A 25,385-nucleotide genomic window follows, 5' to 3' on the forward strand; every position below is an offset into this window, starting at 1 on the left:
TATTTAGTCTGGAAGAGCCAACTTTAACTTATTTAGATGATAATATCAAAGTTGGTAATTCTATAGTTGCTGATGCAGATTTTACAGATTTACCTTTTATTTGGGAAAGTGAATTTCCTCAAGTTTTCGCTGAAGGTGGTTTTGATGTGGTAATTGGAAATCCTCCTTATATTCGTCAGGAATTGTTATCACCTTTTAAACCTTATTTACAGTCAAATTATCAAACTTATGATGGGGTTGCGGATATTTATATTTACTTTTATGAGAAAGGTTTGAATTTATTGAAACCAGAAGGAATACTTTCCTATATTGTGACTAATAAATGGTTGCGTTCTGGTTATGGTGAAGCTTTGAGAAGGTTCTTTTCTCAGTCAAGTGTGTTTGAAAAAATTATTGATTTTGGACACGCACCAATTTTTGAAGATGCTGATACTTTTCCCTGTATTGTTTCGGTCAAGAAAACTAAAGTTTCAGAAACGGAGAGGGAAAATAAAGAAGTGTTAGTTTGTGTTGTTCCCCGTGAGGAGTTACCGAAAATTAACCTCACTCAATATGTGCAGAATGAGGACAATAGTTATAATATACCTTGGTCGCGGTTTTCTGCTCATGCTTGGAGTTTAGAACCTCCTGCGGTGGATGAGTTAATGCAGAAAATTCAACGGGTAGGTGTTCCGTTAAAAGAGTTTGCTGGTGTTAAACCAATATGTGGAATAAAAACAGGTTTTAATGAAGCTTTTTTCATAGATGATGCTACTAAGGAAAATTTAATTCAAGCTGATCCAAAATGTGCAGAAATTATCAAGCCATTATTGAGAGGTCAGGATATTAAAAGATGGATTCCTGAATGGGATAAATTTTGGATAATTTTTGCTCACAAAGATATAGATATAGAACAATATCCTATTATTAAAAAACATTTGGAAATTTATAGAAATAAGTTAGAAAATCGAGCAGGTAAACAGTTATGGTGGCAATTCCAAGCATCACCAGCATTTTATCATCTTTTTGAACAACCTAAACTTATTTATCAGGCAATCCAATTTCATCCAGCTTATAGCTATGATACGGAAGGTTACTTTACAAATAATAAAACCTTTATATTACCAAATGCTGATTCATATATTCTTGGAGTTCTCAATTCTCCCCTGGTATGGTGGTATAATTGCCGATATTTACCACACATGAAAGATGAAGCTTTAAACCCTGTTGGTTATTTAATGGAAACTCTTCCCATTGCACAACCCACAACAGAAATACGCGCAGAAGTAGAAGAAATTGTCACTCGTTTAATAGAAATAACTAAACTCAACGGACAAGTTTATAAAGATGTTCTCGACTGGTTGCAAGTAGAATACAAAATTGAAAAATTGGGAAATAAATTAGAAGATTTCGCAGCTTTAGAATTTACGGAATTTCTGGAAGAAGTGAGAAAAAGAATGCCCAAACCAAAGACAGCTAAAAAAGCATCTGACCCTCTGAGTATAACAGCATTTAAAGCTTTACGTCAAGCATATAGTGATTATGTTCCAGAAATTCAAACCCGCAAAAACGAAACTATGAAATTAGAAAAGCGACTTTCCGATTTAGTGAATCAAGTTTATCAATTAACACCAGAAGAAATTGAATTAATGTGGAAAACAGCACCTCCAAGAATGCCGATTTGAATTAAAAATTAAAAAATTGTCAGAATCAGGATATCCAGGATTAAAGGATTTCAAGAATATGAATTTTCTCTGTGTACTCTGCGTCTCTGCGGTTCGTTATAAAAAAATTGTCAGAATCAGGATATCCAGGATTAAAGGATTTACAAGATGTCTTTTAATTTTTAATCATTAGATGTTATAATCAACAAATTACAACTTGATGCCATATCAAAATTATGATCATTGCACAAGAACGAGAAACCCAAGAAAGCATCTCCCAAGATGTAATTTTCCCCCCTGGTGATTTATATAGTGATGAACCTCCCGTGGAAACAGAACTGCATCTAGAGCAAATTATGCTCTTAATCAAATGTCTTAAATGGTTGTGGAAAGATAGAAATGACTTCTATGCTGCTGGAAACCTAACTATTTACTATAGTCCAAATCAGAAAAAATCAGAAGATTCTCGTGGTCCAGATTTCTTTGTGGTTTTAGGAACTGAACGCAAAACCCGTAAAAGTTGGGTAGTGTGGGATGAAAATGGTAAATATCCTCATGTAATTGTCGAAATTCTCTCACCCAGTACAGCAAAAACAGATAGAGAATTTAAAAAACAACTCTATCAAAATACATTCCGCACTCCAGATTATTTTTGGTTTGATCCTTACACTTTAGAATTTGCAGGTTTTCATTTATTAGATGGAAAATATCAACCTTTAACAGCAAATGAAAAAGGACATTTATGGAGTCAACAACTAGGTTTATATTTGGGTGTTTATAATGGTTTATTGCGATATTTTACACGCGAAGGAATTTTAGTTCCTACACCGGAAGAAAGCGCGGAACAAGAAGGTAAAAGAGCAGAAGCTGAAGCAAAAGCAAGAAAGTCGGAAGCCGAAAGAGCAGAAGCAGAAGCCAAAAGAGCAGAAGCAGAAGCCAAAAGAGCAGAAGCAGAAGCCAAAAGAGCAGAAGCAGAAGCCAAAAGAGCAGCACGTTTAGCGGCAAAATTGAGAGAATTAAATATTGACCCGGAAACAATTTAAGAGGATGTTTGAAAAGTTCCAGAAGGTATAATTTTATCAGTACAAGCTCAATACAAGCTCACTAACCTCTTAGTACAAGTCTTGCCTGTTAAACTTATACAAATTAAATGCAGTACAGCTTATTTATCAATTACCAATTCTTCAGTTGATTTAATGATGTGCATTCCTGCATCCGCAAATCTCGCAAATATGGTATTTGCTTGTTCTGTGTAGTCAACGACTCCAGGAACAACCACAGGAGAAGTACAATCTTCTAAGAGATAAATTTTCTTTGTCAGGGTACTATCTACCTGTTTAATTTCTGTTAGTAAATCTTCAATTGTCCAGGCTACACAATGACTTTTAGCTTGTCCAGCAATAATCACTGCATCGTATTTTAAAAGTTGTTGAATTAAATTTGTGTTTTTGTTTCCAATTGGTTGATTATCCCATCCTATTAAAACTTCAGGGCGTAAAATAGAATAATTTTCTGTAAAAGGATTTTCACCTTTTAATTCAAATTGGGCTTGACTTTGACGGGCAATACTATGAAAAAATATGGCTTCTTCTAACGATGAAACTAAGGCGTGACCAATTCCTCCTAACATAGAATGATAAGGCCAAACTACTAAGGGATATTTACCATCTTGACTGAGTTGTTTGACATAATGCAATGCTTGTTTTCTTAATAATTCATAATCACCATTAGTCAAACTATGGGCAACTGCTGGGTTAACTTGCCAGATACCTTGTTCAATGTCTGCGGGTCTAATATTAGTGGCGGCTGGTGTGGGGTGTTCACCTTGAGCATTTACCCAAAAAATGGGGTGAAATATTTGCATAGCTGTGTGAGTATCTAAAGTAGGAATAATTTTGGTAATTACTCCCAAATGGCGATAAATAAATTCACACAGTCTTTGATTATCTTCTACCGCACCATTGCCAGTTTTGCCCCCAACAAATAATTCAAAATCAGGAATACAAAAAGTATTTTGGACATCTATTAATAATAGACAAATCTGATTTTGATCGGTAACTGCTGGTTGAATATTGTAGTGTTGAGCAAATATTTCGGCTTCAGTGGCAATTTCTTGGTAAGCTACACGCCAAACTTCTCTAACTTTTTCCCGGTTGAAGTGGGGAGGTATGGGTAAATGGGTTATATTTTTGGGATTCATCATGGCAATATATGGGGGTATTAAAGATCATCATCGGGGAAATTAAGTACAGGTAGGCGATCGCCTCGAAATAATTCTTCACTAGCTTCACCCAAGTTGAGCAATGCTTCACTGGTGGCCTTTTGAACTAGGATCAGCATCAGTATAGATACCGCACCAATTTGTAAAAAACAAGACTTATTAATCGGCAACGAGAGGCAATTGAATCCGGTTTGAGAACAAAACTGTTTTTTTAGATCTGTCATTGTCTTTCTGATTAATTACTAGATGGGTAAAATAGACGGAAAAGTTAATTTTTGATTCCAGAGACAAAATTAGATGCGGATGCTAAAACTTGAAAATTGCCACCAGGGCTGGATATTGGTCAATTGTATCTAAGGATTCAGGGAACAGGAAAGAAAAATGTTCTTCATTCTTTTTTTATCCTGATAGCGCAGCGTGGCATTAACTAAACTCCTGAATGGGTGGGGAAACCCCGCCCCTACTCTTGAACTCCTACAATTGTATCAGGTGGGAAGATCACAAAATTGTCAAAAAAAACGTCAAAATGTGATGATGCTATGGTTCTAGTTAACAACCACAGGTAAATTACCTAAATCACCATTCCTGTTAAATTTCACCGCCCATGAAAACCGTATTACCTGATAGCAAAATACTGCTGCAAGCAGTTCATCAAAAATCCTTAGTCCAATGGATAAGCCAAGCAACGGGTATCGATACTTTCGGCATCAAAGTACAGTTACTAGGTAATGACCTGCATATTCTATGTGAAAGTGCTGAGTGTCCAGAACATTGGCAAACTGTGTTAGGGTTATTACAAGCTATACAGCAAACTGATGTGGATACCCTCACTAATGACGAGCAACCCTCCATCTATCAAATATTAGTTTACGGACGGAAAAAAGGAGAACATCACCCAGAATGGTATCATCGAGTTTCCTTGCATCAAGTAGAGCAACATTTAGAACAGGTAGAATCTGTTCTATCAACTCAAGCAGATGTCAAGAAAATCCCTAGTGGCTCTCTGATTATCTCTAATGAAAGTTTGGCACGCCAAGGTGATATAGATGCTATTGCTCGCTATCTCAGTGAACATCTCAGTCATTTAGGTGTGGCTGTTCAGGTAAAAATTAGCCAATGTCCTAGCAAAACTAATCCACAAATTATCGTTAATCGCCTTTGGGTATTGTGTCAGTCTAGTTATAGTCCCGATCCATCATTGTTGGCGGAAACAGTAGCCCAAAAGCTGAGACATTTAAAACTGGTGGGCTATCAAGATGGTGTTCTAGTTTCTCAGGTACGGGGAGAAACAGAGCCAGATTGGCGGATGTGGGTAGATTTAACACCGCCAGAGGTAATGTTAAAAGAATGGGCGCGGTGGGGAGATTTACAAGCGATCGCCAAAATATTATCAGTAGAATTACTAGGCTTTAAAATCGCCGTTCAAACTTCCCTCAAAGAATCTACCCTGCATATATTCTGTACTCCAGCCTTTGATCTTCTCGGATCGTCCCCTGCACCAGATCAAGAAACTGCTATCAAGACCATTGTTCCCTTATTAGACACCATCGCCCCCCAAGCAATTCTTTCAGTAGCTATATATGGACAGAAAACAGGTGATAAACAACCTGCTTGGATAGATTGGGTCTCTTTACCCGCATCTCAACATCCAAATTTAGCTACATCTGCTTTGGATCTTGCCCGTGCAGGTGACAACAGTGCAATTATATTTCTACTAGAGCGTTTACTCAATCCTGATCTGGATTGGCGATTGAAAACAGGTGGTATCCGGGTATTGGTAGTCCGCAAAGAAAATTTGTTACACATCATGTGTGATGCTCCTGTTTGTCCTACACGCCATCAAGTTTCTAACAAAGTGACTCAATTTATCCGCCAGTTGAAAATTTACCGGATTAGTGGTATACGTATTTATGGCCGTCGTGCAGGAGATAAAGAACCTGTATGGCATCATGGTGTTGATTTAGAACAACGCGCTCAATTAGTTCCTGAAGCTACACCAGAATTTGCCGCTACATCTAAATATATAAATTCTCTAGTGATAAATGAAACCAGTAAAACAATTTTACGTCCTTATTTAACAAATGAGGAAGTAAACAATTTTGACAAAGAACTCGCAAAAAAATGGGTGGCAAATACCAACCAACTAATCAAAAAGTTACTTTTAAATAGCCAATTATTTACAGAAGTCCATCAGGACAATGAGCAAAATCCTGAGCATCAAGGAATTGGTGGTGGTCTGATTTGGCTGGGATTAGGATTACTGCTCACATTGCAAAATGATTTAATGTTAGGCTATGTTGCTGCCCATACTCTGAAAAATTCACCGAAAACTACTACAGTTTCCAGTGTGTCGTCAGAATCTGAAGCATCTTTCCCTGTGGAATATCAGGAAAAAACACCTCTATTAAATCAGCCAAAAACAACGGGCTTTTCTAAAACAGATTCTACTTTTAATGCTTCTGGATTTATTAATGATGCAGGAGCGTCGAAAAATTTACGAGCTGCACCATTAAAAGAAAAAGCTACATCTACAGCAATTTTATTGGCAGCGCGTTCACAAATGCCAACTTTTAATGCTCGCCAATTAGATGAGCAATTAGCCCTATATAAACAACGTTTAGCAATTAAAAAACGTCCTCCAGATGTCCTAATTATTGGTTCTTCTCGCGCATTGCGAGGAGTTGATCCTGTGGCTCTTTCTAAAGCTTTAGTCAGCCAAGGTAATCGTAATATTGATGTATTTAATTTTGGTATTAATGGTGCAACTGCCCAAGTCATTGACGTAATTATCCGTTACGTTTTAGAGCCTCAAGAATTACCAAAATTGATTTTGTGGGCTGATGGTTCCCGTGCTTTTAATAATGGTAGAGAAGATGTCACTTTTAATGCCGTCGAATCATCACCAGGATACAAACAGATAATACAGAAAGCAACCACACAAATCAAACCTGATCAAGTTCCTAAAAATCCAGAAAAAACACCCGACAAAATCAATACTGAAATTGCTAAGGCAGATGTTAGCTTTTATCAAATAGGTAATGATCGGCTAAATGAAGTTGTCGCTAATTTATCTGCTAGTTATAAAAACCGTGATCAAATTAAAGCCCTGCTGCAAAAACAACTTAAATATCTCCCTGTTAGTTCTGAAGATATCCAAAAAAAATTAAATACTGATGTTACTTATAACTCTAAAATAGATAATAATTCTTCTATTGTTGGAGTTGATTTTGATGGATTTTTACCTTTATCTATTCGTTATAATCCCAAAACTTACTATCAAAAACACCCTAAAGTTTCTGGAGATTATGACAATGATTATAAATCTTTCCAACTGTCAGGTAAGCAAGATCAGGCATTTCAATCAGTTTTAGAGTTTACCAAAAAAAATAATATTTCTCTCGTTTTTGTGAATATGCCTCTGACTTCAGAATATTTAGATCCTGTCCGCACAAAATATGAACAGCAGTTCCAAGCGTACTTATTGAACTTTACCAATAGTTCTCACTTTATATATTGTGATTTCAGTCAGTTATGGCCAACAATCAATGATTACTTTTCTGATCCCAGTCACCTTAACCGTTATGGTGCTTATGAAGTATCTAAAAAACTCGCTGTAGATCCCATGATTACCTGGCCAACTGGGAAATAAACCTTTGGGAAAGATAAAGATTTGGACTTTACCTTTCCTCTTTACTAAACAGTATTGTCACAATATGCACATAATAATAACAAAGATATAGCGGTTTTTGGTCTGGTGAGATACTCCCTAATTTCTTCCCTGTTCCCTGTTTTCTAATCAATAAACAATGAAATTTATATCTATTTTTTATGGGCTGTTTCTACTGAGTTTTTTAGGTATCTACTGGACTATTAATACAGCACATATCAGATTATGGATAGTGCTAATAGCTAGTCTGATTTTCTACGCATCCTTAAATATTCAATATTTACCTTTACTTTTAGTACTGACATTTATTAACTTTCGTTTAGGGTTAGAAATAGGTAGCAACACTTCACCGAAAAAACATTCTCAAGACTCGAGTTTATCTAACGAAGAATGGCAATTTGCTCAAGCTGATTGGAATCAACACCGACTGAAAATATTATGGGCTGGTATAGGTTTAAATGTACTGCTTCTGCTAGGGTTTAAATATATAAATCATTTCATAAATCTAGGTTTCAATTTCTCAACCAATTCACCAGATCCGCTAGTAAAAATAGTTGGACCTTTAGGGATTTCTTTCTTCACATTTGAATGTTTGTCCTATTTAATAGATGTTTATCGTGGTGCTCCTGCCAGTTCTAAATTTATCGAGTTTGCTACATACAAGCTATTTTTTCCTAAGCTCATCTCAGGTCCAATTACTCGCTATCACAACTTATCAGCACAATTCGGTAATATAAAATTTCCAAGTATTGATAAAGTCGCCGATGGCTTGTGGTTAATCGCTAGAGGGGCAGTGAAAAAAGGTATTCTTGCGGATAATTTGGGAATATTTGTGGATTTATGTTTTGGCAATTTGCAAAGAGCAGGGAGTACGGATTTATGGTTAGCTACCTTTGCTTATGGCTTACAGTTATATTTAGATTTTAATGGTTATGTAGATATAGCTCGTGGTAGTGCTTTATTATTTGGTTTAGTATTGCCAGAAAATTTTGATTTCCCCTATTTTACTACGAGTATTGCCGATTTTTGGCGCCGGTGGCACATAACATTAGGTGACTGGTTACGGAACTATCTCTATTTTCCTTTAGGTGGTTCTCGTCACGGGTTAATACGTACCTGCGGAAATTTGCTGATAGTTATGCTAGTGGCTGGTGTTTGGCATGGTTCAGCCTGGGGTTTTATTATTTGGGGTATATTACATGGTCTGGCTTTAGTAGTTCATCGTTTGACTAGTGCCGTTGGCGATCGCTGGAAAATTCTCAAGCTATTTTGGCGGACTCCTATAGGTATAATTATTGCGTGGTTGTTGACTCAAATCATGGTATTTACATCTTGGATTTGGTTTCGTCTTCCCAACATCCAAGACTCGAATGTAGTCATTCAACATCTTTGGGGTCATGTAGGTGATCAACAATTCGCTCAAAAGGTCTATGTTGAAGCCCTGAATATCAGTCAATCTCAGCTTTATTATTTACTGTTGGTAATACCCTTGTTCATGAGCGTCTCTTATTTTCTTAAACGCATCCTAAAATTAGAGTTTAGTTGGGTGATTAAAGTTGTTTTTGTGCCTTTATGCTTTTATGCAGTGTGGTTACTAGCCCCCGAAGGTAGCTTACCTTATATCTATTTTGATTTTTAGCTTAACCGACTTCAAGCCCCACAACTGACCCAAAGGACAGCGTGAGATGAATGGCGCGTGAATTAACGACAGTTTTTCGACCCTTGTACTGAGCGCGGCCGAAGGTTTGACCTCTGGAACGGGGGATAAAGCCTGTCGCCCAGAAGTAAGTCGCAGTAATAGAGGACGAAAGAAGTCTACTACGGTGCTTTCTGCTGGACAGGAAGCCAACACTTTACCGTCAGGTCAGTGTGGGTAGTTCACAACTTTATTAGCAAATACCAATGTCCAAAATTTACATCAGCAAAACATATATTTGTGATAAGAAAGACTAATTTAATGTATCTTTACAAATTGAAAATAATGTTCTACATTTATAGTTATGTAAGCCTAAAAACTTACTAAAATCATACGAAAATAAAAGCACTCATAAAATGACCACAACCTTACAACAGCGTTCTAGCGCTAACGTATGGGATCGCTTCTGCGAGTGGATCACCAGCACCGAGAACCGCATCTATATCGGTTGGTTCGGCGTCCTAATGATCCCAACCCTGTTAGCAGCAACCACCTGCTTCATCATTGCATTCGTAGCTGCTCCTCCCGTTGACATTGACGGTATCCGCGAACCAGTTGCAGGTTCATTACTCTACGGAAACAACATCATTTCCGGTGCAGTAGTTCCTTCCTCCAACGCTATCGGTTTGCACTTCTACCCAATTTGGGAAGCTGCTTCCTTAGATGAGTGGTTGTATAACGGTGGTCCTTACCAGTTAGTAGTATTCCACTTCTTGATCGGTGTATTCTGCTACCTCGGTCGTGAGTGGGAACTTTCCTACCGCTTAGGTATGCGTCCTTGGATCTGCCTAGCTTTCTCTGCTCCTGTAGCAGCAGCTACCGCAGTATTCTTGATCTACCCCATCGGTCAAGGTTCATTCTCTGATGGTATGCCTTTAGGTATCTCCGGTACATTCAACTTCATGATCGTGTTCCAAGCAGAACACAATATCTTGATGCACCCCTTCCACATGTTGGGTGTAGCTGGTGTATTCGGCGGTTCCTTGTTCTCTGCAATGCACGGTTCTTTGGTAACATCTTCCTTGGTTAAAGAAACAACCGAGAACGAATCACAAAACTACGGTTATAAATTCGGTCAAGAAGAAGAAACCTACAACATCGTTGCAGCACACGGTTACTTCGGTCGCTTGATTTTCCAATACGCTTCTTTCAACAACAGCCGTTCCTTACACTTCTTCTTGGCTGCATGGCCAGTAGTTGGTATCTGGTTCACAGCTTTGGGCGTAAGCACCATGGCGTTCAACTTGAACGGTTTCAACTTCAACCAATCCATCATTGACTCTCAAGGTCGTGTAATCGGTACTTGGGCTGATGTAATCAACCGCGCTAACTTAGGTATGGAAGTAATGCACGAGCGCAACGCTCACAACTTCCCCTTAGACTTGGCTGCTGGTGAAGTTGCTCCTGTTGCTTTGAGCGCTCCTGCAATCAACGGTTAATAATTAGAGCTTTTTAATAAGCTTAATTAACAAGAAACGCCCTCCAGAAATGGGGGGTGTTTTTGTTTGATCAAGAAAAAAGTGCTACTGTACACCAACTGCTCTGCCTTCGGAACTAAAAATAATGGGACTCTCAGGCGTTTTTGGTTCCCAACCCACATCAAAACCCGCTTTCCAGGCAATTTCTCTAACTTGACGAAAAGTAGCAAAACTATCGGGTCTGACCAAAAATGCTAAATAATCTTTCTGAGGTGCAAATTGAGATAAAGTTCTCCGATATTCAGAATTAACTTGAGTTAGTTCTTTACCTGATTCTCCACTATTAACTGACTTAGGGTTATATTGCCACGCACCAGAATCTAAATCAACTAATTCAACTTCATAGTTTTTTGTTTCTACTAGCAACTCCTTTAACTGTTGTAATTTATGTTCCATACAACTTTGATAATTTCTTAATTCATCAAGATAACTGTCAATAAATCCCGAAATATAACTAGGTCTAACACAAGTAGGTAAATTACCAAGAAATTCTTTAATTTGTTGATCAGCCGATTCAGTATCTAAGTAAATAACTCGATTATCAGTAATTTCAAAAAAGTTTGGTTTTTTATTAGTTTCCTTTGCCAGTGGAGTCCTGACTATTGTACTCGATTGCACAGCTACTAAAGTAATAAACAGACTCATAAACATTAATACCCCAACAGTATTAGTTAAAATATCCAAGAAGGAATCTAGATTTTGTTGGGGGCGCTGAGATGCAAAATAACGTTTTCTTTTCATATTTATACCAATATTATTTTTAAATGTTTCCTTGGATTTTGAGTTGCCATCCTTCGTCAATAGGTTCATAACCAATATCAATTCCTTCAGACTCAATTAATGCTCTGATTGTTTTAAATACTTCAATACCATCAGGGCGAATTGCGACGATTAGATATTGTTTATCTCGATTAGTTTTGACCTCTGTTAATAAAGTTTGTAATGGAGAATAGGAACTGTTAACTCGAGTTATAGCTACAAATTCTTGGTTAGGATAGAGAACAATCCCATCACTACGGCATTCAATATAACGGGGTTGTTTACTCTGATTTTGTCCATTCTCTGTTTTAGCAACAATAGTAATTTGTCTTTGATTGCTAAATGTTTGAGCAGTCAGAACCATCAGTAATAAAATAAGTACACCTATGGTACAAAATAAAATTGAAAGAAAAGGGAATAATTCAACTTCCGTAACAGCACCATTGCTAATTCTTCTTGGCATAAATTTATGAACGCTTTTCTTCAGATTCAACTAATGTAATCCGTCGCGGTTTATTCAGTTGTTCTAATGCTGGTCTTAATAATGCAAGATTTGCACCCACTTCTCCTAATACCTGTTCTAATTGTGCTGTTTTTTCTAATGTGTGTAAACCCTGTTCTAAACTATCCTGAAATTCGACAATCCTCGCTACCTGAGCAGCACAATTCTCTAAGGCTGCAATCCGACTATCTAAAGCCATTGCTGCTTTCTGGAGTCCTTGAGAAATTTGTTCTGTGTGCGCTGTGAAATTATGATTAACGTTTTGGTAATTATCTTGAATTGCCTGACTAATTTGTTGAATCTCTTGGATAATTTCTTGACTGGATTTTTCTTGCTGGGCTAATGTATTAACAAAAATTTCCCTATCTTTAACAGCCATTTGATTGATATAACTCATGTGCTGTATCAATTTATTGGTCGTTCCTTGGATTTTTTCTACCTCAGTTAAAAACCCCTGAGTTAAAGCTTCTGCGGCCTGTTTAGCATATTCTTGGGCAGGTTGAATTAATACTTCTGGTGTTGGAAGATGTTTCTTAAATGCCTGGGATATAGCATCATTAACTAGGGCTTTATTGAAGTTCTCGGTTTCTTTGAGACGAGGTAATATTTTGTCATTGATATAAATATCAATTGCCAGTAGTAGCCGTGATTCTTGTCTTTCTACTAATACCAAAGGAATCATCACTAATACGCTAACAAATAACGCTAGAAGTGTTGTATCAAATGCTACTGCTAATCCACTGGTAACAGTTCCAATGCCCTGCTTAATTTGTTCAATATCACTGGATTGCTGTAAGAATCCACTAAAACCATTGACCGCACCACTAATACCAACAACTGTACCGATAAATCCCAAGAGGGGAATTGCCCAGACTAAAATACGAGCTACGGAATAGGAGGTTTCTGCGGTGCTGCTGTAAAATGCCGAGTCTTCCATTGCACATTCAGTAGCCGTTTGGCGATTTCCTGAGACTATATATGCTGCAATCACCCGACTACAACGACGAGCTAATAAGCTTTTTTCCTTAATTAAAGACTGTCGAATTTGTTCTAATTGCAGAGATCTAAAATTTTCAAATGAAATAGTGTCAGGAATTAAATCCTTGTTAAATGCCCTTAATTCACTCTGAATTTTGATCACCTTGAGAATAGTAATAGTTACTACCATACCGCCAAAAAATATGGCGAGAATTTGGGTAAATCCCCGTTCATATAACAGAGTACCTAAAAATGTATTTTTAATGGGGAATACCGCAGCATAGATGCCAAAGGTAACTATTAATCCTATGCTTAAAATAAGCCAAAGTTTGATATCTAATTCTCGGCGGTCTGATTTACCAGGTAAGTTAAGATATTTTGCCGTCATAATTTTTAGATATTTGTTGATTCTCAGTTTTGTGTGTTTTAGTGTCTGGGGCTATCACTCGCTAATTAAACATCAAGAAATAGTTAATTTGCATTTTCCAGATAGTTTAATCCCCACTGATACAAAGAACGCATCAATAAGTTATTCAAATTCGGAGGAGTGCTGATTTCTTTGAGTACATCAATCATCAAGTTTTTAATGTTTTCTGAAGTTGTTGGTATATATACACCTGAAAAGTTATTATTAGCCCAGATATTACCAATTTTTGTTGAAGTTATAGATTCCCCCTTATGAATAATTTCGTTGCGCTTTATTCTAATAGCCTTTAACAATTTTGACCATTTATTATCTTGGTGAATTTTTTTGTATAAACACCAACCTTGCATTAATTCTGCTAGACTTGGTTCATCTTTATTACTTACTATCCAACCTTTAGCAGTCCAATTTTGGGCTGTTGATTGAATATATAATAACCGTTCTAAAATTTGCACAAACTGAATAAATGCAGTAGTGTAATTTTCTCGTTTTAGAGAAAGTTCTAAGATGATTGTTGATTCCCAAAGTTTGCTAAGATCATCAGCTTGCATTTTTTGGAGTTTGGTTTTCCAATTTTCAATTTGTGCAGAATCAACTACATTAGTAACATCATCATTATTTAACCATTTTTCCAATTTGCGGTAAAAATCATGATTAGATTCCCAATTATTATATTTTGCTAAAAAACCAGCTAATTTATATAATACTGAATGACGACTTTCATGAACTTTTAGCCAAATTTGGGCTTCTGAAAAATCACCTCTTTCCCAAGCTGATTTAATCTTTACCTTTTCTAACGCCCAGAAATATTCACTCATAGTAATAGCTTGAAAACTCTGGGAGTGATTAGCAGTAACTAAACCATTTTCTAAAGTAGTAAAAAATTCCTTTGGTTCATCGGGACTAGCATTAAATACTTGATATTGACGTACTAAAGCGGCTGCACAAATTTCTACATTAGAAGCAATTACAGGGGTACATCCTTTAGTTTGAATCCAGAGAATAAATTCTTGATTTTTGTTAGCATTGATAGCTTCTTTTAAAACCAGTTGTTCTAATTCTTCTCGAATTTCATCACTATTACCAGCGTTAATTTTTGGGGCGTGAACATCAACTCTGACATCAGGAAATAAACTTTTAATTTTTCCCTTCATTAATTCTGCTAACCATAAAGTATCTAATCGGCGAAAATTCCAGGTAATACTTTCCGGTTGGTCTGTTCCCCATAGGATAATATGTTTTAAACCTTGTTTTACTCCTCCTTCAATGACAGTTTTATCTAACAATAATTCGACATTACTAAAATCACCGCCTAACCATTCTTGACAGTAATCATAATATCTTTTACCTAAATCTCGACCACTCCAAGGATAGGTTTTACCATCTTCATCTTGATGTTTATCCCGTTCTATTCCTAGTTCTTGATAGAGTTCGTTGATATGTGGAGGATAACTAATATTACCATCTGCACCAAAGGAACGGATAACACCATCTTTACACCGCCATCCTATTTGTCTAGTTCCTACAGTGATGATGAGGGTGCTAACTTGATTTGTTGTTTTCATAGAATAAATGTTTATTATTAATTAATTTTGATTTCTTGGGTTTTGAGAGTGGCTATAACTTCAGTATGCATTTGAGCAAATAAACTAGCTTTATATAGGGTATTAAATGATTTTCCAGTGACTAAATTAATGCAATTTAAAATCCTTTTTTGCCATTGTTGTGAGTTGATTACATCCTCACCCCAAGCGATAAAAACATCTTGTTCTGCTAAACCACCTAAGCGATGAGAAAAATTATTTCTGGTGTTTCTTGCAGATTCCCAAAATGCTTGAAAATCAATATTATTTGTAGTTTGAGGAATAGCAATATTTAATAAGTCTTCCAATAACCATCCTTGTAAATTTACTTCTGTTCTGCGGTCTGGTCTGTAAAAATGTCTTTTTAAAGATGAATATTTTTGCAAAATAGAATCTTTAATTAATGGATATTGATTTTTTCTTTCTTCAATATGATTAGGAAAAGAATCAGCAGCCCACCAATATAATAGACCTTCAATAGCTCGATAACTGTGTAACATTGCTTCTGTAGTATTCATCTGTTTCAGACGAATTACACCTAAATAAGCTTGTTCATAAGCCATCCATAATCTGCCTTCTACACTAGATATTTGTGTATAATTTCTAGCAAGAGATAAGAATCCTTCAAATTGTCCTTGATTCCATAATTTACCAGCTTTTAATAAATCAGGTATTGTTCCAAAATTAGCAGATGGTTGTTGAAAATAAGGTTCTAGTAAATCATAAGCTTCTGTATAGTCATAGCTTTCTAATAATTTTAAAGCCTGTTTTTGGGTTCTATCCCAAAGATAGTTAGTACCTAAAAATGGACCACTATAATCTGATGGGATACCATTACGATTTGCGCGTGTATTTTCCTTAAATTCAAAGAACTGAATGCGATCGCCATAAAAACTAAGCCCTGAAATCCTTGCTGCTTCAGAAGTTTGACCTACCCCTCCTTTCAAACATACCCAAACAGACTGATTTTTATTAACAGTGATTGTATTTTTCCAAATTTTTCGCCACCAATTGAACATATCTTCAAAAATTGAGGGATTAGTACCATCTTGACCTAGTAAAATAATATGAACATTATTATTATGAAGATGACTAAATTTGTGCATCAGCCATTGTTTAATTAGTTCGGCTGAATATAATGTATCTTTTTCTCTTTGTGTGACATTTTTTTCCTGATCAGTAGCTATCAAATAAACTTTTTTAATGTTTGATACTTGTTCAATAAACATCTTACCAATAATTGGCGGTTGGATGCGATCTACATATTTTTCAATATTATCTAATAGGTATTTAGTTAAATGACGAAAATTTGTATTATCCTTTAAACCCAAATCAGAAATTACTTCTAATTGTTCAGCAATAATTTCTCCATTTTGGACTCTATCATTACCAATATTGAACCATGCACCAGAGGCAATTTGGAACATTAAATCTCTAGTGCCAATTGTGGCGATTAAAACTGATTTCATATTTAATCAATTTGTATTTAGTAGGATTTTATTAGAGTATTAAATTTCTGCTGGAGGTTGTACACCAAATAAATGTACATTACCATTCATGTTTCCTAAATCACGGAGAAAGCGCGATCGCACATGAGTGGCATTTGGTGTTTGTCCACCCATAAATAAACAAACAATTTCTTGACAGTCGGTTTTTTCCTTTTGGTTGGGAATATTTATCCGTTTAATACTTGCCCAAGAACAATGTCCATTTCCTCCACCCGCTGCATTACCACCTAAATCTGGATTACGCTTATAATTTCGTGGGTGATTCTGATGATAAATTAAATACATTCCATCTCCACGAGTTGCTTCAGCATCATCTCTCTGATTCCATTTAATCGAAGATGTTTCTATAGGGTTGACATCAGGACCAGGAACTACATAAATTGCACAGGTGGTAGGTGAAAAAACTTCTGCTTTGATATTACGGTTATTTGTTGATACTCTATCCTGCCAATGATTTCTTGCTTCTGTAACCCAATCACTATAAGTTTTTGTCCAAGTTGTTGTATCAAGAGGTAAACCGAAGTTTTTAGATTTCAGTTCACCACTGTTTTGATCTTTTAATTTATGAGTCAATATTAACTGTGTTCCTCTAGAAGCTGCTCGACCAGTATTCATGTTAAATATATGTAATGGTCTACGCCAACCCCGACCAACACCGCCAACCATGACTGCAAAACGAATTATTGGCAAAATGATTTTATTGAGGATATCTTTTGGTGCGCTAATTTGTAATTTACCTTTCCATAGATAAAAAAATGGTTGATTCTCAGACCTTTCTCCCCATGTTTTACCTTGAATCATTTGCAGACGTACACAACCTTTGCGACTCTTCCCATCTCCTGCATCTATCTCTCCCATCAGTTCAGCAACAGTCAATTTAGCGAGATTTTCCGGCATTACTCCCAAGAAAAACCGCATTAACCAAGAGCGCAGCCAACCCCGCCAATGTGAAGGACGTAATTCCATTGTTTGAGTATGTGGACCTGCGCTACCTTGACTATAAAGGCTAAATTCAAATTGTTTGACAGCATGGCCAGGATCAAGGGTAGGAGTTTGTGAAGAACTGGAAGTTTTTAAACCGCCATATCCAGAAGCAGTACGACTACCAACACCATATAAACCTAGTGCCTGTTGCACCCATTCCCAAACCTCGTTTACTTCCTCTTCTGTAGCTTTTCCTGGTATTCCTCTCATTGCAACTATCACAGCAATTCTATCTTTACCATTACCTAAAGTATAAAGAGATAATGGTGTACATTGTCCCTGATGATATACCTGAAATTCTTGTTGAGGATTAACAATATCTAAACTTAATTTAGTTGCCGTTTCTGGCCAAGCATCAAGAAATTCAATTTTCCCAGCAGTAATTTTATCATTGTCTTGATGCCCTAAAAGCTGGTACATTCTTGGTTTAATTTCTGGTCTTTGTTTTGCCCATGCTCTTACTAAACCTCGGATACAAGAACCTGGAATATAACCATGTAAAGGTAAATTTTTCAATGTTTCCCAATTTTGACTAACATTCCGTTTATCTTCTGGTCGTCCTTGATTTGGCCTCCACGCACCACAGGGTTCACCAGCAGAAACTATAGTTTCTACATCTGGATGGGGAAATGAACCAACTTTAGCACGCCATTGAATCGTAAAAGTGTCTTTTTTAAATAAGCCAGATTGCGATCGCTTTTGATGTTGCTTTTCCAGTAAATTAATTAATTCAATACCTGTATACATTAATCCTCCTGATAGGCTCTTGCCCAAAAATTCCAATGGTTAGCTAATAACAAAGATTTCCGCCAAGTCAACATATATTCTTGAGGCCGGTTTCTAGTCATCTCTACTATTTGTGTCATTAATTCTTCTTTATTAGGTAGTTGATTTTTATCTACCGCTACCATCTGACCTAGTAATGATTCCCACACTGGTACAGTACGTTTTCGCACCTCATTATTATCCTGAGCATTTGCTTGATTCAGATATCCAACCGCAGACAGTAGACCAAAAACTCTTAAATGTTGAGACAATCTTAAAACAGCAGTTAAATCATTTTTATCTAACTTCTGTTTGTTGTATATTTTCAAATACTTTTGAATATGTTCGTGAGCAGATAAACTCATTTGTTCTGGTAAAACTAGAGAGGAGTTATTATCGCTCCTAACAGTTTCGACCTTCACATTTTCAGAAAGACTTGGAGGTTTTGCTGTAATACTTGATTCCGGTTTTGGAGGATTAGATTTAGGTGGATACTTCTTATTTTTAGACATAATTTTATATTCCTTTAGGCTGTAACCGTGTCTTTAATGGGTGCTGTAAGATTATTTGTCCAACCTTGAACCCAACCCCGTCCTACATTGGCTTGTCCACCTACTTGAAATAACTCTTGCAAAATACTAATTAGTAAGTTGTGTTGTTTTTCTGTTATGGGATTATCTTTGAGTAAACTATAACCCCAAGGATAATAAAAAATAGTGTCCCTGGGAATACAAATATCTGTCCAAAAAATCTCAGCAGAACCTTCTGGATTTACCCCTTCTTTATGATCCTGAATTTTGTTACGAACTTGTGTCCAGAGGGAATGTTCCATTAATACTTGAAAATCAGCATCAGGTAAAACAATTAAATTACTGTCCCAAGTAGGTTTAACAGCATTCTTTAATGAATCTGGCCATCCTGTTAAAGAAATAGCTTGTTTTTGCTCATCTGATAACAATGCAACTTGGATTTGAGCATCAGCGACAGAATAAACTCCTGCACGATTACCCACAGCATGATTAGGAAATATTGCCGCTTTTTGACGTGAAATTAGGGCATGATCACGAATTAATGAGTGACAGCTAACCCAAATAAAAACATCTCTATTATTAACTGACATGGTTCGCATAGGAATCCATAGCAATCTTGCATCTCCAAACCAAACTTGATGAACTCCCATTTGACCTTGTTTATCTAATTCTTTGCCAAATAGAGTTTCTGCTGCTATTTCATCTAATATTTTTACTTCATCTCTCAGGCTACCACGTAAAGAAGATCCGGGTACATAAGGGAAATTTGTATGTACTTCACGGGCAATTTCTAAGATGTTACCTAAGTCTCCTTCACCCCCACAATGAATAGGTGCAAGACTGTACATATAACCAACTCTAAAATCAACCATTTTCTTTTTCTCCTATTTTTTTATATTTAATCCACAACATTTCCGAATAACCCAATTGTCGCCAATTGTTTACACGGGATTCTTGATTATCCTGAAACAATCCTTGAGGTTTATTCAAGTAGTACAATGTCCCTGGTGGTGCTGCAAAAACCTGGGGTGCAGGAATGCTTTTTGTAATGCTTTTTGTATTGTCTTGTTTCTCCCTAATTCTACAACTAATTGGTACTGCTTTATCTGTGGACATACTCACAAAAATACCGTCTTTGAGTTTCCATTCCCAGGGATAAGGACGACATAAATTAACTCTTTGTTCAGGATTATATTTATGTGGTCTTTCAAAAACTCCAGGAGTAACTAAATAAGCTATTGATTTGGTATCATCTTTAGTATCAGCTTGTTTAGTATTAGCTTGAAAATTACCATCTGAAATAGTTTTTAATTCTTGCCATTGTTCCCCCAATTCTGGACAAGATTCTACTATGACTCTGTGTCCTTCTCCTCCTAATCTGATTGTTGCAGGTGTTGTAATTTCGTGATTAATGCCTATGGCAAAACTCCAATTTTGATGTAAACGAATGGCCTTTTCTACAAAGTAACCATCAGCATCTTTAACTTGTTTTGTTCCGGGTTCAATGCTATTATGAGAACGGGTTTCTTCGTCCCAAGGTTTATCTTCGTGAGTACCATCAACTACTCTCCAACAATGTTTATCAATTTCCCCGGTTTCTAAATATTCCTTAACCACACAGAATGGTAAATATTGTCTGAATTTTGTTTCTACTCCACTGCATTTAACAAAATCATCTTTATCATCTTCATCATCATCTTTTTTATTATGAGCTTTAACTAATGGACAAGGTTGAGTTTTATCCCATAAAGCATTGTTGATATAAGATTCTGTTTCCCAAGTTAAAGGGACAAGGGGTACAGATTTGGCAAAACCTAAAGGACGGGGAAGATATAGGGTATTTTCTGTGTTTTGATAACACAGAAATGGACCAACTATATTAAATATTTCTTTTCCTAATAAACCCCGTAATGCACCAGCTATAGTATGACCATTAGGAGGAAATATACTACCAGCCCATGCCCTTTCCTGTGGTGAAAATGGTTTAGCATCCCTTAACATTAATATGTCTAATGGTGTGAGTTTGTACCAATACATTAATTCTCACCTCCTACTTTTATATCACGGTTACGTTTCACAAATGCCGCTAGTTTTAACCAACTTTGAATTTCATTATCTAGTTGTTTGGTTTCGTTAGTAATAAACAATGCTTTTAAAAAGTTCGCTAACTGTTTTTGAAACTTTGTTTTCGCATCTTCATCATTTTGGAATTGATCTCGGCGATCGCAAAATGCCTTTGTCCAAGGTACAATAGCTTCTGAACTCGGTGCAGGGTGTTGACTCCACAAACTCGCAGCTTGTTCAAATATGGAACTTGGTAATTCATTTGTGATTAATTGCTGCCATTCAGAAAAAACATCGAATTTAGCAGTGGATTTTAAGGTATTTCCGTTTCCGTAGAGTACCCGCACTTGTACAGCGTCTTTTTTATTAAAACAGGCTTTTTCTCCATGTTTTTCAGTTGGTAAAAGGCAACTATGATGATATTCGTGTTTTTTCGCTGCGTCTTCCGCTTCCCAGAGGCTTTCTAAAGCTATTGCTAAGGGTACAGAATGATGGGCAATAACAACACCAAAACTAATTGTAGCCGTGCTACCCATTGTAAATAATGGACGGTCAACTAATTGATCACTTTTGCCTTTAAATTTCCAATAATCACCGTCATTACTAAACTCTTCGCGGGGATCTTTTGCACCTTTAAAACATTGACGGATATCCCACAACCATTTATCCCATTCCCACAGATTCGTATAGGCTAAAACATCATCACCTCCACCGTAAATCAATCTACCTGCATAGCGTTTCTGTGTCAAATAGGGAACTAATTGATTAGAAAAATCTAATAACGCGCGACTTAATGCACTGTGGGTACTAGGTCCCATGCGTTTTTGGATTTCTAAGAATTGGGGAAAACTCTCTAAATTAACTGATAATTCTGATGGTATATAATCACCATAATTTTTGAGTTTTATTCCTTTTAACCATTCACTCATACTATCACCATCACCGGCGGCTAATACATACCAATCTGATGGATTATTATTAGGATAGTATTCGGTAATAATATTGTTGATGTCTTGGCGATATTCTGCTTTAAGTTGATCACTATTGGGTAAATCTTCTAATATCCAACCTGCATTAAGTAAGCGGGGATGGTATTTTTTAGGCTTCGTTTTTTCATCCATCCAAGGAATACCCCATTTATCTCTCATTTCTGCGAGTGTAATCTCGATATCAGGGTATTTATCAACTATTGCTTGACAAGCTTTTTCAAAGTTCAGTTTATGTCGGGTATCTCCAGCATTAACTTTTAAATATCCAGCTACACCAGAAGTTAAATCTGGATATGTAATGTCCTCTTCTTTTATTCCTAATAATTTTGGCAGGATTTTGTGTAAACCCCGTTTTATTACTTCCGTAGCGTTTAGCTGTTCTGTACCATCAAAAAAACCTGCATCATGTTTTCCCCATAATTTCTTGGTATCACCTTCTGTCATCCAGTCTTTTTTATCTTTATCTTGATTACCAGGATTGACAACTGGACCAATACCAGAAATTGTGGAACGGGGTCCAAAGGCTGTGGGAAGTTCCCAGTTTCTAGCGTTTTTAACTGCTGCTAAACTAGCGCGGGTAGCATCAAAAATATAACCCCACCATGAACCAACGTTAACGCTAAATTTTCTATGTTGTTCTTCTAACCGTTTATGATAAGCTTCCCGTAAAAATTTTAGTTCTTGTGATTGAAATAACTTTTGCTTTTCACTGACATTATAGGCTTGATTTTGTTGATTTAGCCAAGTTTGTAATTGATCATCAACGTTTTCAGGAATAGCAGCAGTTTTGAATTGTTTACCTTTACCTATGGGCAATGCTGTCCAGTAAACTTGCCATTGGGATTTTAACCAACCTTGCCAACTATTATGATCTGGTTTTAATTGTCTCATCCAATGACGTTCATTTTGCAATTCATTTAATACTAAATCCCCAATTATTAACCATTCTTCTAACAGCGTTTGTTGTGCTGTTTGCATGGCAGCGTGAACTTTATCTTTAGGTAAAACTAAGGATATAACATTAGGAAATCCGGCGGTTAATAAAGATTTTGGTAATGGTGGTTTTACCCATTTGGAAAAATCAAAATCAATCTTTTCCTCTTCTTTTAACCTTTCAATTTCTTGTAATAACCAATGATCTATTAATGGTTGTTGATATAAACTAGGATAAAGTAAAGTATCTGGTCCATATTGGTTGGCGAGTTTCCAACAAACTTTGGCTGATAGATAATGTAATAACCAAGAACCCGCCCAAAAATCTCGCATTTTGCGACTAGATTTAATTAATTCCTGTACAGGACTAAAACTAAATACCGCTAAATAGGGATGAGATAATTCATCATTTCCTTGCCAACGTTGTATTTGGTCTGCTGTTAAATCATATCCTGCTAATGCACCGGCTAAAGCTGATGTCATACTCAAATGACTCCAAATAGAAGCATCGGGTAAACGAGTTTCTGCCGGCATTAACATTAATGAATTATCTTTAAATAAATCACAGGTTGCTTGGGGTAAACAACGCCATAACCACCAAAATAAATGTTTGATGTTTTTAATATCGGTTCTTAAATGATTGTCTATTTCTGCTAATAGTTCTTCTTCTTTTTTTTGTAAATATTCTTGTCGTTTTGATTCTATAAGTTCTGTATGAAGTTTGATTTTAAATTCCTGTTTTGCACCAGATAATAAATGGGTGATTTCTAATCCCCTTTCTGGGTTTTTACCTGGGGCATAATTGATACTGGCTGTGACGCTACCCAGGGCTGACCTGTCACTGGCTGAGGCTATATAATCCGCTAAGAGGATATTTTTTAATACTTTACCACCTGATTGATCTGGGGTTTTACCTGTCTCAACCCAAGCTTTCATTACTTCTAGTTGTTGATAGAAGCTATTTTTACCCCGTCCGCTATTATTATGTAATGCTTTTAGTATGGGGTCATGTAGTAGCCCCCAAATCTTAGCTCGCCAATATTCTGCCGTCATCGGTGATTCCCCTGTGTAGCCGATATTTATATTGTAATGACGGGATTTAGTATTTGTCTATTGATTGACAATATTTAATTTTCAATATAAATCACCTTGAAATCCTTTGTGTATCAGGCTTTGAGGTGTTTATTTAGTTTTATCAAGAATATTGTTTATTTTTTGACATTAATTGCAAATTATGTATTTTTATGCCGCTTTGTTGATACTCGGATGTTATTAGGTAGAGGTTCACAGTGCTAAACCCCTACGGTAATTGGTTATGTAGTTAATATCCCCAGCGAGTGGGAACCCAACGTAACACAGGCATCTTGCCTGTAAATCCTAAGTTTCCATTCAATTAATATGACATTTGCGATCATTAATGAAGATCCCGGACTTCTTAGAGAAGTCCGGGATCTGTGGTTTTCATTCAATACGTTTCCATTCAATTAATATCCCCAGCGAGTGGGGACACTATACTAACAGAGACATCTTGCCCACCGAGGGGAGAGGCAACCCCTTTTTCTCAGAATCCCTATAGAGTCCATAATAAGACTTAGAGACACAAGAATAGACTTATGATGACACTTAAAGTCTTTCATGAGACTAGAATCGACGCACACCGGAAGTGCAATTGCTGTCAGGGATGACTTGGGAGGGAACCCGGGTAAAGGTGGTACAAACTGCGGGATTCGGACCAAATGCTCTTTGGAAGGTGTAGGCGGCACAGGGACGGGATTCTGTTCCCGATGACGTAAATCGAGCGGGATCACTACAAGCCAGTTGGCATCCACTTTCATTAAAGGGTACCTCGGACGGCCAATATGGGTAGCGGTAGGGATCGCCACCCATATTATTAAGGATGGCATCTGCCGCACCATCAAAACGCCCCGGAATGGAATCATAGCCCCTTGAAGTTTGGGCGGGGGATACGGGGTCTGTCGAACCAATAACCCCTGAAACACAGCATGGGTTCGGTGTTTCCGGAGGAGCTGGGGTTTTAAGGTAACATACGGGTTGGGGACCCTGGTAACCCGCCCTTACGAAGGTATAAGCCCGACAGCGACCCCGATCACTTAAACAAGCCAATGCACAATCACGGGGAGTCGTGGCGGGGGAGATGACACGATAGTCACTGCCATAGCGGTCTACCCCGTCAACCTGACTAATTGGAGGTAATCGATAGGATGGGTCTAATAAAATATTCGGGTCAATCCTATCCGGAATCAATGGATTAATCTGGCTAATGGGAAGGGACTTCTTTTCAAGTAACCCAGTTGTGCGGCTTCCCCCGCCTTCGGCTTGGGATGGTTGTGCCAGTGAGGGGACTAGCATTAAACCCACCATTAATAATGGGGCGATCGCGATTCGTACCATTTTATACCTCATAAAAATACATCTAAGCTACCACTGACCCCAACGGTTCGTCCATAGTTTCCGCCCAATGATTTTTTTGAAAACAAGAAGACCTCTAAAACTGAACCGCCCTGAATAGTCTTATTTAAGATTATTGGACTCGTCGAACGAAGCTTTAAGTAATTTTCCCAAGTGTTTCCATTCAATTAAGTACCTGAGCAAAATTAATTTAACATTTTTGGAAAAAAGAAAAATCTCTGTATTCCTTAT

General features: G+C 36.9%; 18 protein-coding genes. 5 read left to right on the forward strand and 13 right to left on the reverse strand.

Features of this window, described 5'->3' with window-relative positions:
- The coding region (locus tag CUN59_RS13465) for an Eco57I restriction-modification methylase domain-containing protein (RefSeq protein WP_207765424.1) at window positions 1–1,664 on the forward strand (1,664 nt) is incomplete at its 5' end.
- 215 nt (window positions 1,665–1,879) lie between these two features.
- Window positions 1,880–2,686 carry a Uma2 family endonuclease gene (locus CUN59_RS13470; RefSeq protein ID WP_104388326.1) on the forward strand — a complete coding sequence of 269 codons (807 nt, stop codon included), beginning with the start codon at window positions 1,880–1,882 and terminating at the stop codon, window positions 2,684–2,686.
- 119 nt (window positions 2,687–2,805) lie between these two features.
- Here CUN59_RS13470 and CUN59_RS13475 read toward each other — a convergent pair whose 3' ends face one another.
- Both CUN59_RS13475 and CUN59_RS13480 read right to left on the reverse strand, forming a co-directional pair.
- A complete protein-coding gene (locus CUN59_RS13475; protein ID WP_438501819.1) occupies window positions 2,806–3,843 on the reverse strand; it encodes a cysteine hydrolase family protein in 1,038 nt (345 codons plus the stop codon).
- A 20-nt stretch (window positions 3,844–3,863) separates the two neighbouring features.
- A complete protein-coding gene (locus tag CUN59_RS13480; RefSeq protein ID WP_104388328.1) occupies window positions 3,864–4,088 on the reverse strand; it encodes a hypothetical protein in 225 nt (74 codons plus the stop codon).
- 380 nt (window positions 4,089–4,468) lie between these two features.
- Here CUN59_RS13480 and CUN59_RS13485 point away from each other — a divergent pair, with 380 nt between their 5' ends.
- The 3 genes from CUN59_RS13485 (at window position 4,469) to psbA (ending at window position 10,666) form a co-directional block, all read left to right on the forward strand.
- Window positions 4,469–7,513: a DUF1574 family protein gene (locus tag CUN59_RS13485; protein WP_104388329.1), complete on the forward strand. Its 3,045-nt coding sequence runs from the start codon at window positions 4,469–4,471 to the stop codon at window positions 7,511–7,513.
- 157 nt (window positions 7,514–7,670) lie between these two features.
- Window positions 7,671–9,170: an MBOAT family O-acyltransferase gene (locus tag CUN59_RS13490; protein WP_104388330.1), complete on the forward strand. Its 1,500-nt coding sequence runs from the start codon at window positions 7,671–7,673 to the stop codon at window positions 9,168–9,170.
- 413 nt (window positions 9,171–9,583) lie between these two features.
- Window positions 9,584–10,666: a photosystem II q(b) protein gene (psbA, locus tag CUN59_RS13500; protein WP_104388331.1), complete on the forward strand. Its 1,083-nt coding sequence runs from the start codon at window positions 9,584–9,586 to the stop codon at window positions 10,664–10,666.
- A gap of 84 nt (window positions 10,667–10,750) precedes the next feature.
- On the opposite strand, the gene CUN59_RS13505 is transcribed toward psbA, so the two are convergent.
- The 11 genes from CUN59_RS13505 to CUN59_RS22475 all read right to left on the reverse strand — a co-directional run bounded on the left by CUN59_RS13505 (window position 10,751) and on the right by CUN59_RS22475 (window position 25,148).
- Entirely contained in the window at window positions 10,751–11,446 is a 696-nt protein-coding gene (locus tag CUN59_RS13505) for a hypothetical protein (protein WP_104388332.1), read from the reverse strand.
- Window positions 11,447–11,465: 19 nt separating this feature from the next.
- The gene (locus CUN59_RS13510; protein ID WP_104388333.1) at window positions 11,466–11,927 is read right to left on the reverse strand and encodes a hypothetical protein; all 462 of its coding nucleotides are present in this window, start codon (window positions 11,925–11,927) and stop codon (window positions 11,466–11,468) included.
- Between the two features lie 4 nt (window positions 11,928–11,931).
- Window positions 11,932–13,332: a MotA/TolQ/ExbB proton channel family protein gene (locus CUN59_RS13515; protein WP_104388334.1), complete on the reverse strand. Its 1,401-nt coding sequence runs from the start codon at window positions 13,330–13,332 to the stop codon at window positions 11,932–11,934.
- An 83-nt stretch (window positions 13,333–13,415) separates the two neighbouring features.
- Complete coding sequence (locus CUN59_RS13520; protein WP_104388335.1) at window positions 13,416–14,933, reverse strand: hypothetical protein; 1,518 nt, start codon at window positions 14,931–14,933, stop codon at window positions 13,416–13,418.
- A gap of 17 nt (window positions 14,934–14,950) precedes the next feature.
- On the reverse strand, window positions 14,951–16,420 hold the full coding sequence (locus CUN59_RS13525; protein WP_104388336.1) for a hypothetical protein: 1,470 nt from the start codon (window positions 16,418–16,420) through the stop codon (window positions 14,951–14,953).
- 39 nt (window positions 16,421–16,459) lie between these two features.
- Window positions 16,460–18,190, reverse strand: coding sequence for an RAMP superfamily CRISPR-associated protein (locus CUN59_RS13530; RefSeq protein ID WP_104388337.1), 1,731 nt, complete (start codon window positions 18,188–18,190; stop codon window positions 16,460–16,462).
- The gene (locus CUN59_RS13535) at window positions 18,190–18,720 is read right to left on the reverse strand and encodes a hypothetical protein (RefSeq protein WP_243406935.1); all 531 of its coding nucleotides are present in this window, start codon (window positions 18,718–18,720) and stop codon (window positions 18,190–18,192) included. The genes CUN59_RS13530 and CUN59_RS13535 overlap by 1 nt, the downstream gene beginning before the upstream one ends.
- Window positions 18,721–18,734: 14 nt before the next feature.
- Window positions 18,735–19,610, reverse strand: a complete 876-nt coding sequence (gene cmr4 / locus CUN59_RS13540; RefSeq protein WP_028083683.1) for a type III-B CRISPR module RAMP protein Cmr4 — start codon at window positions 19,608–19,610, stop codon at window positions 18,735–18,737.
- Entirely contained in the window at window positions 19,603–20,775 is a 1,173-nt protein-coding gene (locus CUN59_RS13545; protein WP_104388338.1) for a type III-B CRISPR module-associated Cmr3 family protein, read from the reverse strand. Before CUN59_RS13545 ends, cmr4 begins: the two co-directional genes overlap by 8 nt.
- The gene (cas10, locus tag CUN59_RS13550; protein WP_104388339.1) at window positions 20,775–23,777 is read right to left on the reverse strand and encodes a type III-B CRISPR-associated protein Cas10/Cmr2; all 3,003 of its coding nucleotides are present in this window, start codon (window positions 23,775–23,777) and stop codon (window positions 20,775–20,777) included. The genes CUN59_RS13545 and cas10 overlap by 1 nt, the downstream gene beginning before the upstream one ends.
- Window positions 23,778–24,365: 588 nt before the next feature.
- Entirely contained in the window at window positions 24,366–25,148 is a 783-nt protein-coding gene (locus tag CUN59_RS22475; RefSeq protein WP_104388340.1) for a PAN domain-containing protein, read from the reverse strand.
- Window positions 25,149–25,385: the final 237 nt, after the last annotated feature.

Source organism: Cuspidothrix issatschenkoi CHARLIE-1, assembly GCF_002934005.1.
Lineage (GTDB): Bacteria > Cyanobacteriota > Cyanobacteriia > Cyanobacteriales > Nostocaceae > Cuspidothrix > Cuspidothrix issatschenkoi.